The sequence below is a fragment of the Ancylobacter moscoviensis genome (assembly GCF_007559435.1).
Classification (GTDB): Bacteria; Pseudomonadota; Alphaproteobacteria; order Rhizobiales; family Xanthobacteraceae; genus Ancylobacter; species Ancylobacter moscoviensis.
This window is the reverse complement of record NZ_VMBP01000001.1, coordinates 602,956-617,643: the sequence shown is the minus strand read 5'-3', so window position 1 is coordinate 617,643 and position 14,688 is coordinate 602,956. Positions and strand designations below refer to the sequence as shown.

The window sequence follows — 14,688 nt, the reverse complement described above, 5'->3', positions numbered from 1 at the left end:
TGCCGGCGAATTACCCGCTACATACTCAGGACGAGAACTCGGTCTCGTGCTTGAGCACGTCCTCCGCCTCGGGATTGAGCGGACGGGCGCTGCGCTCCGGCGGCACCAGCGGCTCCGGCTCGATCGGGATCGGCCCGCGATCCTCGCCCTCGGCGAGCTGGCGGCTGAGCCGCTCGAGATCGCGCTGGCGCACATCCGTCACCGTCGCCTGCGCAGTCGCGGCGTCGATGCCGTTGGCGCGTAGCGTCGCCTCGCCGAAGCTGAGCGCGGATTCGAAGGTCTCGCGGATCTCGTAGTCGACGCCTTGCGTCCGCAGCGCCACCGAATGGTTGCGGTCATAGGCGCGCACATGCAGGCGCACGCCGGGCATGTTGGCCTGCATGATCGCCACGATGCGGTCGGCGGTGTCGCGCCGGTCGACACAGATGGCGACGACCTGCGCCCGCTCCGCGCCGGCGGCGCGCAGCACGTCGAGCCGCGTGCCGTCGCCGTAATAGATGCGGAAGCCGAAGCGGCCGGCGCTCTGGATCATCTCGACATCGTTGTCGATGATGGTGACTTCCAGCCCCTGCGCCAGCAGGCACTGCGAAGCGATCTGGCCGAAGCGGCCGAAACCGACCACCAGCACCGAGCCATGGGCATCGGAGAAATCCTCCTTGGGCGGATCGGCGGGGCGTCGCTCCAGCCGGCGGGCGAGGCGTTCGCCAATCAGCGCCACCGGCGGGCCGAGGAGCATGGTCATGGCCGCGCAGGCCGCCAGCATATCGCTCTGGCGGGCATTGATCAGTCCCAGCCCGAGGGCGAGCGGAAAGAGCACGAAGGAGAACTCGCCGGCCGGGGTAAGCACCGAAGCGGAGCGCACGGCGTCCGCCCGCGTGCCGTCGGAGACACGGAACACCGCCCACACGGAAACCGCCTTCACCACCGTCACCAGCAGCGTGCCGGCGATCAGCAGCGGCGCGTTGGCGAGCACCACGCCGAGATTCATGGACATGCCGACGCCCATGAAGAACAGCGCGATCAGCAGGCCGCGAAAGGCGTCAATATTGGCTTCCAGCTCATGGCGGAAGTTCGATTCCGACAGCATGACGCCGGCGAGGAAGGCGCCGAGCGCCATCGACATGCCCGTCGCCGCCATCAGCGTGCCCGCCCCCAGCACGACGAGCAGGGCGGCGGCCGTCATCACCTCGCGCGCGCCCGAGCGCGCGAGGATGCGGAAGAAGGGCGTGAGCATGTAGCGCCCGATGGCGATGATCAGGATGAGCGCGCCGACGATGATGGCGACATGCAGCGCCGATTCGGCGAAGGTGCTCTCCTCATGGGTGCCTCGGGCGAGCAGCGGCAGGAAGGCAAGCAGCGGCACCACCGCCATGTCCTGGAACAGCAGCACGCCGAAGGCCCGCTGGCCGTAAGGCTGGGAGAGCCCGCGCTTCTCCTCCAGCAGCTGCAGCGCGATGGAGGTGGCCGAGAGCGCCAGCGCAAGGCCCGCCACCAGCGAGGCGCGCCAGTCGAAGCCGTTGCCGGCATAATGCGTCAGCACGGCGATGGCGGCGCCGCTGAAGATGAGTTGCGCCGTGCCGAGGCCGAAGATGGCGCGGCGCAGCGCCAGCAGGCGGGAGAACTGGAGCTCCAGACCGATGATGAAGAGCAGCAGCACCACGCCGATCTCGGCCACGGTGATGATGCGCTCGGGATCGTGGAAGATGCCGATGCCGGAAGGTCCGATGGCCACCCCTGCGAGGATGTAGCCGACGATCGGCGACAGACCGAGCCGCCGCGCGATGGGCACGGCGACGACGGCCGTGGCGAGGAAGACCAGCGCCCCGAGCAGCAATGCGTGTCCGTCGCTCTGCATCTGTCCCCGACCTCGGCTGGTACCGCCCGACCTCAAGCTACAGGATCGGATGCCGCTCACGCATGGCGGAAGCGTGGTCGATTCGCGACGAATCACGCCGGAGCCGGGCATTTCGGAAGAATTTTCCCGTCGGGGAAAGGCGATGACGCACATGACCTAGCGGCAGATGGCCGGCTCGCCGCGGCGCCTGCCGGACACGACAAAGCCGGCGCGCTTGCCACGCGCCGGCTTTGCGGCAGTCAGAAAGGGGGACGCTCAGTGATGGTGAGCGGTCGGCCCCGGCGGGTTCAGGGTCGGGTGCGGAGCCGGAATGGTATCGCGGCTCACGGGCGGCAGGGTCTTCAGCGCCTCGAACACCGCCGGCGTCAGGCCCTCGCCGCCCGCCGCGATGTGATCTTCCATGCGCGCGCGCATGCGCGGATCCCAGAAATCCTTGATGTGCTTGGCGACGCCCTTCACGGACTTCTCGTGGCCCTGCGGCTCGAAGAACTTGCCGATCTGGTTCGCCATGTAGACAAGGCGCTCCATCGTATTAGCCGACATGGGCGATACGCTCCTGTTCTGCCCCGCCAAGCACGATGCGATGGGGGTGGGTAAACACTTCGAAGCCGTCGTCACGGGCGATGGCCACCAGCGTGATGCCGGCGGCCTCTGCCGTGCGGACGGCGAGAGCGGTCGGCGCGGAAACCGCGACCAGCACCTGCGCGCCGAGCATGGCGGTCTTCTGCACCATCTCGATCGACACGCGGCTGGTCAGCAGCACGATGCCCGATGCCGCCGCGCGGCCTTGCCGGACGAGATGGCCGACCAGCTTGTCGAGCGCGTTGTGGCGCCCGACATCCTCGCGCACCGCCACCAGCCCGGCCTCCGGCTCCCAGAAGGCGGCGGCGTGCACCGCGCGGGTTTCATGGTTGAGCAGTTGGGCGGGCGGCAGCGACGCCACCGCGCGGGAGATGTCCGCCGCCGTGAAGCTCCGCCCCTCGCCCACGGCCCGCGCCGGCTTGACGGCAAGTTCCAGGCTTTCCACCCCGCACAGGCCGCAGCCCGTGGGCCCTGCGATCTGGCGGCGGCGCGCCACCTGCTCGCCGGCACGCTCTTGGTTGAGCCAGAGGCGGATCTCGACGCCTTCCTCGAACTCCAGCGTCTCGATGGATTCGACATCGGCGAGATCGCCAATGACGCCCTCGGTGAGGCTGAAGCCGTAGCCGAAATCCTCGAGGTCGCTAGGGGTCGCCATCATCACGGCATAGGTGGAGCCGTTATGGACGATGGCGACGGGCGTCTCCTCGGGGATCGCCCGCTCGCCCGCCTTCGCTCCCGAAGAAACGACGGCAAGGCGCGCGACACGGACGACCGGCGGGATCATCGGGCCCTCCGCTCACTCCGCCGCGACGGCGATGCGACGGCTCTGGCGGGCGAAGTCGTCATAGTCCTCCTGCCACTCGGACGGGCCGTTCGAGCGGGCGATCTGCACCGCCGTGACCTTGAACTCCGGGCAGTTGGTCGCCCAGTCGGAGAAGTCGGTGGTCACGACGTTCGCCTGCGTGCCCGGGTGGTGGAAGGTGGTGTAGACGACGCCCGGCGCCACGCGGTCGGTGATCTCCGCGCGCAGCGTCGTGGAGCCCGCCCGGCTGTCGATGCGCACCCAGTCGCCGTCCCGCACGCCGCGCTGCTCGGCGTCGTGCGGGTGGATCTCCAGCACGTCCTCCGGATGCCAGGCCACGTTCTCGGTGCGGCGGGTCTGCGCACCGACATTGTAGTGGCTGAGGATGCGGCCGGTGGTGAGCAGCAGCGGGAAGCGGGCGCCGGAGCGCTCGTCGGTCGGCACGTATTCGGTGACGACGAACTTACCCTTGCCGCGCGCGAAGCCGCCGATGTGCATGATCGGCATGCCCTCGGGGTTGGCGTCGTTGCACGGCCACTGCACCGAGCCCATCTCGTCGAGCTTCTTGAACGACACGCCGGCGAAGGTCGGGGTCAGCGCGGCGATCTCGTCCATGATCTGCGAGGGGTGGGTGTAGTTCCAGTCGAGGCCGATGGCCTGCGCCAGCATCTGGGTGACTTCCCAGTCGCCATAGCCGTTCTTCGGCGCCATCACCTTGCGCACGAGCTGGATGCGGCGCTCGGCATTGGTGAAGGTGCCGTCCTTCTCGAGGAAGGTGCAGCCCGGCAGGAAGACATGGGCGTAGTTGGCGGTCTCGTTCAGGAACAGGTCCTGCACGATGACCAGCTCCATCGCCGCGAGACCCGAGGCGACATGCTTGGTGTCCGGGTCGGACTGGAGGATGTCCTCGCCCTGGATGTAGATCGCCTTGAAGGTGCCGTCGACGGCCGCGTCCAGCATGTTCGGGATGCGCAGGCCGGGCTCGGGATCGAGCGGGCGACCCCACATGGCCTCGAACGTCGCGCGGGTGGCGTCGTCGGAGATGTGGCGGTAGCCCGGCAGCTCGTGCGGGAACGAGCCCATGTCGCAGGAGCCCTGCACGTTGTTCTGGCCGCGCAGCGGGTTCACACCGACGCCGCGACGGCCGATATTGCCGGTCGCCATGGCGAGGTTGGCGATGGCCATGACGGTGGTGGAGCCTTGGCTGTGCTCGGTGACGCCGAGGCCGTAATAGATGGCCGCGTTGCCGCCGGTGGCATAGAGCCGGGCAGCGCCGCGGATCAGCTCGGCCGGCACGCCGGAGAGCTTCTCGACTTCCTCGGGCGAGTGGCGCTTGTCGGCCACGAACTCCGCCCAGTCCTGGAACTCGTCCCAGTCGCAGAACTGGCGGACATAGTCCTCGTTCACCAGACCCTCGGTGACGACGACATGCGCCAGCGCGGTGACGACGGCGACGTTGGTGCCCGGCTGCAGCGGCAGGTGGAAGTCCGCCTTGATATGAGGCGAACGCACGAGGTCGATGCGGCGGGGATCGATGACGATCAGCCTGGCACCCTGGCGCAGCCGCTTCTTCATGCGCGAGCCGAACACCGGGTGCCCGTCGGTCGGGTTGGCGCCGATGACGAGGATGACGTCGGAATCCTCGACCGAGTCGAAGTCCTGCGTGCCGGCCGAGGTGCCGAAGGCCTGGTTCAGGCCGTAGCCGGTCGGCGAGTGGCAGACGCGCGCGCAGGTGTCGACATTGTTGGTGCCGAAGCCGGCGCGGATGATCTTCTGGACGAGATAGGCTTCCTCGTTGGTGCAGCGCGAGGAGGTGATGCCGCCCACCGCCTTGCGGCCATAGGCATCCTGGATGCGCTTCAGCTCGGAAGCGGTGTGGGCGATCGCCTCCTCCCACGACACCTCCCGCCACGGGTCGGTGACCTTGGCGCGGATCATCGGCTTGGTGATGCGGTCCTGATGGGTGGCGTAACCCCAGGCGAAGCGGCCCTTCACGCAGCTATGGCCGCGATTGGCCTTGCCGTCCTTCCACGGCACCATGCGCACCACTTCCTGGCCGCGCATCTCCGCCTTGAAGGTGCAGCCGACGCCGCAATAGGCGCAGGTGGTGACCACCGAGTGCTCGGGCGTGCCGATCTCGATGAGGCGCTTCTCGGACAGCGTCGCCGTCGGGCAGGCCTGCACGCAGGCGCCGCAGGAGACGCATTCGGAGGTCAGGAAGGCTTCCGACTGGCCGGGCGACACGCGGGAATCGAAGCCGCGGCCGGAAATCGTCAGAGCGAAGGTGCCCTGCACTTCCTCGCAGGCGCGCACGCAGCGATTGCAGACGATGCACTTGGCCGGGTCATAAGTGAAATAGGGGTTCGACTCGTCCTTCGGCAACACGAACTCGGAGGTGGGGGCGAAATGGTTCGCGCCCTCCATGCCGTAGCGCACCTCGCGCAGGCCGACCGCGCCGGCCATGTCCTGCAGCTCGCAGTCGCCGTTCGCCGCGCAGGTCAGGCAGTCCAGCGGGTGGTCGGAGATGTAGAGCTCCATCACGCCCTTGCGCAGCTGCGCCAGGCGCGGGGTCTGGGTGTGGACCTTGATGCCCGGCGCCACCGGCGTGGTGCAGGAGGCGGGCGTGCCGTTGCGGCCCTCGATCTCGATCAGGCAGAGGCGGCAGGAACCGAACGCCTCCAGGCTGTCGGTGGCGCAGAGCTTGGGGATCTGCGTCCCCATCTCCATCGCCGCGCGCATGATGGAGGTACCCTCGGGCACCGTCACTTCCATGCCGTCAATGGTGAGCGTCACCAGCGCGTCGGTCTTCGGGGCGGGCGTTCCGTAGTCGATCTCATGGACGAGGGACATGCGTAGCGTCCTCCTCATTCAGCGGCTTCGAGGCGGTGCGGCGGGGCACCGAAATCCTCGGGGAAATGGTTCATCGCGCTCAGCACCGGATAGGGGGTAAACCCGCCAAGGGCGCAGAGCGATCCAAGCTTCATGGTCTGGCAAAGGTCGGTCAGCGTCGCGAGATTGGCCTCGCGGCGCTCGCCGGCCATGATCCGGTCCATCAATTCGACGCCGCGCGTCGAGCCGATGCGGCAGGGCGTGCACTTGCCGCAGCTCTCGACCGAGCAGAACTCCATGGCGAAACGCGCCATCTTGGCCATGTCGGCGCTCTCGTCGAACACCACGATGCCGCCATGGCCGATCAGCGCGTCCTTCGCCGCGAAGGACTCGTAGTCGAAGGGCAGGTCGAACTGCCAGGTCGGCACATAGGCGCCGAGCGGGCCGCCCACCTGCGCCGCCTTGACCGGACGGCCCGAGGCGGTGCCGCCGCCGATGTCGTTGATCAGCTCGCCGAGCGTGATGCCGAAGGCGGTCTCGAACAGGCCGCCGAACTTCACATTGCCGGCGATCTGGATCGGCATGGTGCCGCGCGAGCGCCCCATGCCGAAATTGGCGTAGAACTCGCCGCCATCGGCCAGGATATGCGGCACGGCGGTCAGCGAGAGCACGTTGTTGATGACGGTCGGCTTCTGGAACAGGCCCTTGTGGGCCGGCAGCGGCGGCTTGGCGCGCACCGTGCCGCGCTTGCCCTCGAGACTATCGAGCAGCGCCGTCTCCTCGCCGCACACATAGGCGCCCGCGCCCATGCGCACTTCCATGTCGAAGCTGTACTGCGAGCCGGCGATGTTGACGCCGAGCATGCCGTGCGCCCGCGCCACCTCGATCGCCTTCTCCATCGCCCAGATGGCGTGGGGATATTCCGAGCGGGTGTAGACGAAGCCCTTGGTGGCGCCCACCGCGATGCCGGCGATGGTCATGCCCTCGATCAGCTCGAAGGGGTCGCCTTCCATGATCATGCGATCGGCGAAGGTGCCGCTATCGCCCTCGTCGGCATTGCAGACGATGTACTTCCGTTCCGCCTTGGCGTCGGCCACCGTCTTCCACTTGATGGCGGTCGGGAAGCCGGCGCCGCCGCGGCCGCGCAGGCCGGACTTCTTGACTTCCTCGATGATCTCCGCCGGGCCGAGCTGCAGCGCGCGCTCCAGCCCGCGATAGCCGCCATGGGCGCGGTAATCGGTATAGGAGGCCGGATCGATGATGCCGCAGCGCGCGAAGGTGAGGCGCGTCTGCTTGGCGAGGAAGGGATGCTCCTCCGGCTTGCCGATGCGCAGGCCGTGCGCGCCGCCGGTGAGGAAACCGGCCTCGAACAAACCCTCGACATCCCCGGCCTCGACCGGGCCGTAGCCGATCCGCCCCTCGGCGGTCACGACCTCCACCAGCGGCTCCAGCCACAGCATGCCGCGCGAGCCGTTGCGCACGATCTCGACCGGCTGCTGGCGCTTGCGGGCGGCGGCCTCGATGGCCTCCACCACCTCATCAGCACCGCAGGCGATGGCACAGGCGTCCTTGGGAACGTAGATACGAATGGTCACGACTGCGCCTCCGCGATCAGCGCGTCGAGGCGACGCTCGTTGAGCCGGGCCACGATCTTGCCGTCCAGCATGGCGGACGGCGCGGTCGCGCACAGGCCGAGGCAGTAGATCGGCTCCACGGTGACGCGGCCATCGGCCGTCGTCTCGCCGAGCTTGCAGCCCAGCCGGTGCTCGGCGTGATCGGCCAGCGCATCGCCGCCCGCCGCCTGGCACGCCTCGGCGCGGCACAGCTTCAGCACGTGGTGGCCGGCCGGCTCGTGGCGGAAATCATGATAGAAGGTCACGACGCCATGCACTTCGGCGCGGGAGATGTTCAGCATCTCGGCCAGCATCGGCACGACCGCGTCCGGCACATGGCCGAAGGTTTCCTGCACCGCATGGAGCATCGGCATGAGCGGGCCTTCGAGGTGAGAGAACTCCTCGATCACCGCGCGGGCGCGCTCGTCGCTCCAGGGTTCGTAATGCGGCATTTTCTCCCGGGCCTTCTTTTAGAATTTTCCAAAGGAAAGGATCATACGCGGCGAAACCGAAATCAATTCAGGTGTTCCGTGCCTTGATAGAATTCTTCTATCGTCAATGAGCCGCTGAGTCGCACATGTGGAAATGAGGCTGCCGCTGCGGCATGCCCCGAATTTGTTCTTCAAATGTTCTTGACGTATGGCGGTAGTCCGCTACGTTCCTCGTGGCGGAAGCGGATCTCGCCGGGGCGAAACGGGGGCGCGGCATGGTCCAGCGCGTGGCGACGGTGGCGTTCGAGGGCGTCGAGGCGCGCCCCGTTGACGTTCAGGTGCAGGTAAGCCCCGGGCTGCCGGCCTTCAATCTGGTCGGCCTGGCCGACAAGGCCGTCACCGAGGCCAAGGAGCGGGTCCGCGCCGCGCTCATCGCCTCTGGGCTCGCGCTGCCCGCCAAGCGCATCACCGTCAATCTCGCGCCCGCCGACCTGCCGAAGGAAGGCAGCCATTACGACCTGCCCATCGCGCTCGGCCTGATGGCCGCCATCGGGGCGCTGCCCTCCGACGCGCTGGACGGTTTCACCGTGGTGGGCGAACTCGCGCTCGACGGGCGGCTGGCCCCGGTCGCCGGGGTGCTGCCGGCGGCCATGGGCGCCAATGCGCGCGGCCACGGGCTCATCTGCCCCGCCGCTTGCGGCCCGGAAGCCGCCTGGGCGAGCCCGGACATGGCGGTTCTCGCGCCGCTCTCGCTGATCCAGATCGTCAATCACTTCGCTGGACGGCAGATGCTCGGCCGGCCGGAGCCCCGGCTCGAGCATGGTGGCGGAACGCTGCCCGATCTCGCCGAGGTGAAGGGACAGGAGGTCGCCAAGCGGGCGCTGGAGATCGCCGCCGCCGGCCGGCACAATCTTCTGCTCTGCGGGCCTCCGGGCGCCGGCAAGTCAATGCTGGCGCAGCGCCTGCCGTCGCTGCTGCCGCCGCTCTCGCCGGCGGAGCTGCTGGACGTGTCGATGATCGCCTCGGTCGCCGGCACGCTGCAGGGCGGGGCGCTCACCAGCCGGCGCCCCTTCCGCGCCCCGCATCATTCGGCCAGTATGGCGGCGATGGTCGGCGGCGGCATGCGGGCCCGGCCCGGCGAGGTGTCGCTCGCCCATAACGGCGTGCTCTTCCTCGACGAGCTGCCGGAATTCCAGCCGGCGGTGCTGGATTCGCTCCGGCAGCCGCTGGAAACCGGCGATGCGGTGATCGCCCGCGCCAATCACCGCATCGCCTATCCCGCCCGTTTCCAGCTCGTCGCGGCGATGAATCCCTGCCGCTGTGGCCGGGCCGGCGAACCCGGCCACACCTGCCGGCGCGGGCCGCGCTGCGCCAGCGAGTACCAGGCCCGCCTCTCCGGGCCGTTCCTCGACCGGATCGACCTGCATCTCGACGTGCCGGCCGTCGCGGCGATCGACCTCGTGCGGCCGGGGCCTGCCGAGCCGAGCGCGAAGGTCGCCGCCCGCGTCGCCGAAGCGCGACGCCTGCAACGCGAACGCTATCTGGCGCTGGGCCGGGCGGACCTCTTCACCAATGCCGAGGCGAGCGGCCCGATCCTGGAAGCGATCGCCGCGCCGGACGAAGCCGGCACGGCGCTGCTCGCCGACGCCGCGCGGCTCATGCGGCTCTCCGCCCGCGGCTATCACCGGGTGCTGAGGGTGGCGCGCACGCTGGCCGATCTCGCCGGCGCCGAATCGGTCGGCCGCACGCATCTCGCCGAGGCCCTGGCCTACCGCGCCGCCGCCGACCGGGCTGCCGCGGCCGCCTGACGGTGGATACTTCTCGGGGGGTGCGCCACCGGGACAGCGGCGCGCTTTCCCACGGACATGGAATGGCCGAGACGGGCCTTGAAACGGGATCGACGGGGACGCCGCAAAGCCACCGCACGAGCCGACGTTTTCCCCGAAAGCACCCCTCGCTCTACGGCTGATGGGCGGCCGGTGCTCCCGCGTCGAGGCGCTGCTTTCCGGCAAGACCCGGCCGGGACGCACTGTCACATAGGCGTCCTACAGATGTGATTCCAATCCGAAGCCGCTATAGTGGATCAAAGGTTTGGGGGCCTTTCCATGACCGAGATGCTGGCCGACGCGAATGTCGAGGCACGCCCTGCCGGTGGCCATCCCGCCTTGCGCGCCCTGCTCAAGCCCCGTTTCCTCGCTCCCGCCCTGCTCAAATCGCTGACCCCGGGGTCTCGCGCCTCGGAGTCCGGGCCGCTCCCTTTCCTGCCCACCGCATTTGCGCCCTCCCGCTTCATGCCGGCGCTGCGTTCCTATTCCGGCCTGCGCCACCGCGAGAGCCGGAGCGATCGGGGGCCGCAGACGCTCGGGCGGATCGGGCCGCTGGAGGTGCGCCTCGCGGTGACGGCGGCGGATGTGCGGCGCGCCCAGCGCCTGCGCTACGAGGTGTTCTACGAGGAGATGTCGGCCGTCCCGGCCGCCGCCATGCGCCTTGCCCGGCGCGACTTCGACGCCTTCGACGGCTTCTGCGACCATCTCCTCGTGCTCGACCATGATTCCTGCCGCATGGTGCGCGGCAAGCGCGTGCCGCGCGTCGTCGGCACCTATCGCCTGCTGCGGCAGGAGATCGCCGCCCGCCATGGCGGCTTCTACACGGCCGGCGAATTCGACATCGCGCCGCTGCTGGCACGCCACCCGCACCGGCGCTTCCTGGAGCTCGGCCGCTCCTGCGTCCTTTCCTCCTACCGCAACAAGCGCACGGTGGAGCTGCTCTGGCACGGCATCTGGGCCTATGTGCGCCGGCACGGCATCGACGTGATGTTCGGCTGCGCCAGCCTGGAAGGCACCGATCCCGATAGCCTCGCGCGCCCGCTCGCCTTCCTGCACCATTTCGCCCCGGTCGACCCGGAGTGGTCGGCCGACGCGCTGCCGCGCCACGCCGCGGCGATGGACCGGCTGCCGGTCGAGGGACTGGACGCCAAGGCCGCGCTCAACGAGCTGCCGCCGTTGATCAAGGGCTATCTGCGGCTCGGCGCGCAGATCGGCCGCGGCGCGGTGGTCGACCGCCAGTTCGGCACCACCGACGTGCTGATCGTGCTGCCGGTCGAGCGCATCAACCCGCGCTATCTCGACCATTTCGGGGTGAACGGCGAACGCCACGCCGCCTGAGCCCTTTCCCACCACGCTGCCGAATCTCGCCGGCCGTTCCGTCGCGCGCGCCTTTTTCAGCGGCCCCGCGCGGCGATGTCTTGCGTCGCCCCTGCCGCTTGCCCATATCCCAGCGGAACGGGATGCCTCTCTTGGGGTCCCACACACGCAAAGTCGCTTCTAGACGAGGACTTTGGGAGCATGTCGCGCATTCCCTCGCTGTCGAGCCCCTTCCTGCTCGGCTTTGACGAGGTCGAGCGAGCGCTCGACCGCGTCATGAAAGGTTCGGATGGCTATCCGCCCTACAATGTGGAGCGGGTGGTGCCTCCGGACCAGCCGGAAAGGCTCCGCATCACCCTGGCTGTCGCCGGTTTCACCCGCGAGCAGCTCGAGGTGACGGTGGAGGAAAAGGAGCTCGTCATCCGCGGCCGCCAGGCCGAGGAGCCCGAGCGGGTCTATCTTCACCGTGGCATCGCCGCACGCCAGTTCCAGCGCACCTTCGTGCTGGCCGATGGCATGCGGGTTCTGGGTGCCGATCTGAAGAACGGACTTCTCTCGGTCGACCTGGTCCGGCCGGAACCGGAACGCATCGTCCGGCGTATCGCTATTGCGACGGACGAATGAGGGAGCCCGAAGCCGGTCTCGACAGCTACGAAAGGAGTCGCGGACCATGACCAACGAATTTCACCTCGATCCCGGCGCGGCGGGTTCCGCCCTGGCCGGTGCGCTCTCGCCGGAAGCCTTCGCCAATCTGGGCGGCGGGCATATCGCCTATGTGCGCACCATCCGGTCCGAGGATGCTGCCGGGCTCTTCCCGCAGGCGCACCTCGCGCCGGGGCTGACGCTCTTCACTCTCCATGCCGCCGACGGCACGCCGATCATGCTCACCGACAGCCGCGAGGCGGCCCTGGCGAGCGCGGCGCAGAACGAGCTGGTGACGCTCAGCCTCCACTGAGCCGTGCGGCGAGCACGCCGACGAAAGTAACGGCACCGCTTCGGGGACGAGGCGGTGCCGTTTTCGTTTTGAAGCCGGAACGAGCCTTCAGCCGCGACGCTTCTTCTCGATCACATCCCAGATCAGCGCCGCGATGTCCGGGCCGCCGAGGCGGCGGATGGCGCGGATGCCGGTGGGCGAGGTGACGTTGATCTCGGTCAGGTTGCCGTCGATCACGTCGATGCCGGTGAAGAGCAGACCCTTTTCGCGCAGCGAGGGGCCGAGCCGTTCGCAGATCTCGCGCTCGCGCGCCGTCAGATCGGTCTCCTTCGCCGCGCCGCCGCGCACCATGTTGGAGCGCAGGTCGCCCTCGCTCGGCACCCGGTTGACCGCCCCGGCGAACTCGCCATCGACCAGGATGATGCGCTTGTCGCCGTGCTTCACCTCCGGCAGGAAGCGCTGCACCACCCAGGGCTCGCGGAAGGTGGTGGCGAAGAGGTCGTAGAGCGAACCGAAGTTCAGGTCCTCCCGCGTCAGCCGGAAAACCGCCGCGCCGCCATTGCCGTAGAGCGGCTTGACCACGATGTCGCCGAACTCGTCGCGGAACGCCTTGATCTCCTCGAGGTCACGGGTGATCAGCGTCGGCGGCATCAGGTCCGGGAACTCGGTGACGAAGATCTTTTCCGGCGCGTTGCGCACATGGGCGGGATCGTTCACCACCAGCGTCTTCGGGTGGATCCGTTCGAGCAGATGCGTGGCCGTCACATACTGCATGTCGAAAGGCGGATCCTGACGCATCAGGATGACGTCGAAGCTGTCGAGCCGCACGCGGCGAGGCTCGCCGAGCGTGAAATGGTCGCCCCGCACGTCGCGCACCTCCAGCGGCTGCACGGTGCCGAACAGCTCGCCGTCGCGCATGGCGAGGCGGTCGGTGGTGTAATAGGAGAGCGCGTGCCCGCGCGCCTGCGCTTCCAGCAGCAGCGCGAAGGTGGAATCGCCCGCAATGTTGATGCGGTCGATCGGGTCCATCTGGACGGCGACGTTGAGGCTCATGGGAAATTCCGTATCGGCGGGATGCCTGTCGGGGAATGCAAGCCGGCGACAGAGGCGCCGGAGGCGTTGCGCCTGATGTAGCGCCTTCGCGCACCGGACGCTACCGAGCGGTGTCGACGTGAGGCCGTTCCGGGCTATTCCGCCTCGAAGGCGCCGGGCAGGTGCACCGGCGCCGCATTGGGCGTGACCAGCACCACGTCGAGCCGCATGTCGAGCCCGGCGAATTCGGGATTGCGGGCGAGGAAGATCTCCGCCGCTCCGGCGATGCGCCGGCGCTGGCGCGGCAGGATCGATTCGGCGGCGGAATAGAGGCTGGTGCGCGCCTTCACCTCGATGAACACCAGCAATCCGTCGCGGCGCGCAATGAGGTCGATCTCGCCACGCGGGGTGCGCACGCGGCGCGCCAGAATGGTGAAGCCCTCGGCCTCGAACAGCGCCGCCGCCGCCGCTTCGGCATCGAGCCCGCGCGTGAAGGCCGCGCGGCGCTTCTCGCCGGTGTCACTCATCGCCGGCCTGCAGGGCGAGCGCGCGGGCATAGACGGCGCGGCGCGGCAGGCCGGTCGCGGTCGCCACCGCTGCCGCCGCGTCCTTCACCGACAGGCTGGCGAGTGCCGTGCGCAGCGCGGCATCGAGATCCGCCGCGCTCGACTCGGCCGCCAGCGGCGGTCCGATGACGAGCACGATCTCCCCCTTGGGCGGCCCGGCCTCGGCATAGTGAGCGGCGAGGGCATCGAGCGGGCCGCGCCGCACCTCCTCGAAGGTCTTGGTGAGCTCGCGGCACACCGCCGCCGGCCGGGCGCCGAGGCCGGACGCCAGATCGGCGAGGCTTTCGGGCAGGCGCGGGCCGCTCTCATAGACGACCAGCGTCGAGGGTAAGGTCTTCAATTCGCTGATGCGCGTGCGCCGTGCGCCGCTCTTTGCCGGCAGGAAACCCTCGAAGAAGAAACGGTCGGTCGGCAACCCCGCCGCCACCAGCGCGGCAAGGCTCGCCGACGCGCCGGGGACAGGAATCACCCGGTACCCGGCTTCCAATGCCGCCTCGACCAGCTTGTAGCCGGGATCGGACACCAGCGGCGTGCCGGCGTCCGAGACCTGCGCCACCACGGCCCCCTCCGCCAGCCGGGCGAGAAGGCGCGGGCGCGTCTGCTCGGCATTGTGATCGTGATAGGCGACGAGCGGCGTTTCGATACCGTAACGATCCAGCAGGCGCCGGGTGATACGGGTATCCTCGCAGGCGATGACATCCGCTCCCGCCAGCGTTTCCAGCGCCCGCAACGTAACGTCACCCAGATTGCCGATGGGCGTGGCGACGATGTGGAGCCCGCTCTCGGGCCGCGCGGCGGGGAGGCTGTGGCCGGCGATGCGGAAGAGGCGGGGGCGGGAAGACTCAGGGGAGGCATTCATGATGACGGCATTGTAGAGACCGCCATCTCCCGCGTCATGCGC

General features: G+C 68.9%; 13 protein-coding genes. 4 read left to right on the top strand and 9 right to left on the bottom strand.

The window, feature by feature from the left end:
* Positions 1-25: 25 nt before the first annotated feature.
* The 6 genes from FO470_RS02850 to FO470_RS02825 all read right to left on the bottom strand — a co-directional run bounded on the left by FO470_RS02850 (position 26) and on the right by FO470_RS02825 (position 8,133).
* Complete coding sequence (locus FO470_RS02850) at positions 26-1,855, bottom strand: monovalent cation:proton antiporter-2 (CPA2) family protein (RefSeq protein ID WP_144341399.1); 1,830 nt, start codon at positions 1,853-1,855, stop codon at positions 26-28.
* A gap of 255 nt (positions 1,856-2,110) precedes the next feature.
* Complete coding sequence (locus FO470_RS02845; RefSeq protein ID WP_186291810.1) at positions 2,111-2,398, bottom strand: formate dehydrogenase subunit delta; 288 nt, start codon at positions 2,396-2,398, stop codon at positions 2,111-2,113.
* Positions 2,388-3,221 (bottom strand): formate dehydrogenase accessory sulfurtransferase FdhD, encoded by an 834-nt coding sequence (gene fdhD / locus FO470_RS02840; RefSeq protein WP_144341398.1) that lies wholly within the window; start codon positions 3,219-3,221, stop codon positions 2,388-2,390. The genes FO470_RS02845 and fdhD overlap by 11 nt, the downstream gene beginning before the upstream one ends.
* Positions 3,222-3,233: 12 nt before the next feature.
* Positions 3,234-6,089, bottom strand: a complete 2,856-nt coding sequence (gene fdhF / locus FO470_RS02835; protein WP_144341397.1) for a formate dehydrogenase subunit alpha — start codon at positions 6,087-6,089, stop codon at positions 3,234-3,236.
* A gap of 14 nt (positions 6,090-6,103) precedes the next feature.
* The gene (locus FO470_RS02830; RefSeq protein WP_144341396.1) at positions 6,104-7,663 is read right to left on the bottom strand and encodes a formate dehydrogenase beta subunit; all 1,560 of its coding nucleotides are present in this window, start codon (positions 7,661-7,663) and stop codon (positions 6,104-6,106) included.
* Positions 7,660-8,133, bottom strand: coding sequence for a formate dehydrogenase subunit gamma (locus FO470_RS02825; RefSeq protein WP_144341395.1), 474 nt, complete (start codon positions 8,131-8,133; stop codon positions 7,660-7,662). Before FO470_RS02825 ends, FO470_RS02830 begins: the two co-directional genes overlap by 4 nt.
* A 254-nt stretch (positions 8,134-8,387) precedes the next feature.
* On the opposite strand from FO470_RS02825, the gene FO470_RS02820 reads away from it, so the two are divergent.
* From FO470_RS02820 to FO470_RS02805, 4 genes are all read left to right on the top strand, one after another.
* Positions 8,388-9,920 carry a YifB family Mg chelatase-like AAA ATPase gene (locus FO470_RS02820; RefSeq protein ID WP_144341394.1) on the top strand — a complete coding sequence of 511 codons (1,533 nt, stop codon included), beginning with the start codon at positions 8,388-8,390 and terminating at the stop codon, positions 9,918-9,920.
* Between the two features lie 297 nt (positions 9,921-10,217).
* Entirely contained in the window at positions 10,218-11,276 is a 1,059-nt protein-coding gene (gene olsB, locus FO470_RS02815; RefSeq protein ID WP_144341393.1) for a l-ornithine N(alpha)-acyltransferase, read from the top strand.
* Positions 11,277-11,456: 180 nt separating this feature from the next.
* Entirely contained in the window at positions 11,457-11,879 is a 423-nt protein-coding gene (locus tag FO470_RS02810) for an Hsp20 family protein (RefSeq protein ID WP_144341392.1), read from the top strand.
* Between the two features lie 46 nt (positions 11,880-11,925).
* Positions 11,926-12,210 (top strand): BQ00720 family protein, encoded by a 285-nt coding sequence (locus tag FO470_RS02805; RefSeq protein WP_144341391.1) that lies wholly within the window; start codon positions 11,926-11,928, stop codon positions 12,208-12,210.
* 87 nt (positions 12,211-12,297) lie between these two features.
* On the opposite strand, the gene gshB is transcribed toward FO470_RS02805, so the two are convergent.
* From gshB to rsmI, 3 genes are all read right to left on the bottom strand, one after another.
* Complete coding sequence (gshB, locus tag FO470_RS02800; RefSeq protein WP_144341390.1) at positions 12,298-13,242, bottom strand: glutathione synthase; 945 nt, start codon at positions 13,240-13,242, stop codon at positions 12,298-12,300.
* A 134-nt stretch (positions 13,243-13,376) separates the two neighbouring features.
* Positions 13,377-13,748, bottom strand: a complete 372-nt coding sequence (locus FO470_RS02795; protein ID WP_186291809.1) for a YraN family protein — start codon at positions 13,746-13,748, stop codon at positions 13,377-13,379.
* Positions 13,741-14,646 (bottom strand): 16S rRNA (cytidine(1402)-2'-O)-methyltransferase, encoded by a 906-nt coding sequence (rsmI, locus tag FO470_RS02790; RefSeq protein ID WP_144341388.1) that lies wholly within the window; start codon positions 14,644-14,646, stop codon positions 13,741-13,743. The genes FO470_RS02795 and rsmI overlap by 8 nt, the downstream gene beginning before the upstream one ends.
* Positions 14,647-14,688 lie beyond the last annotated feature (42 nt).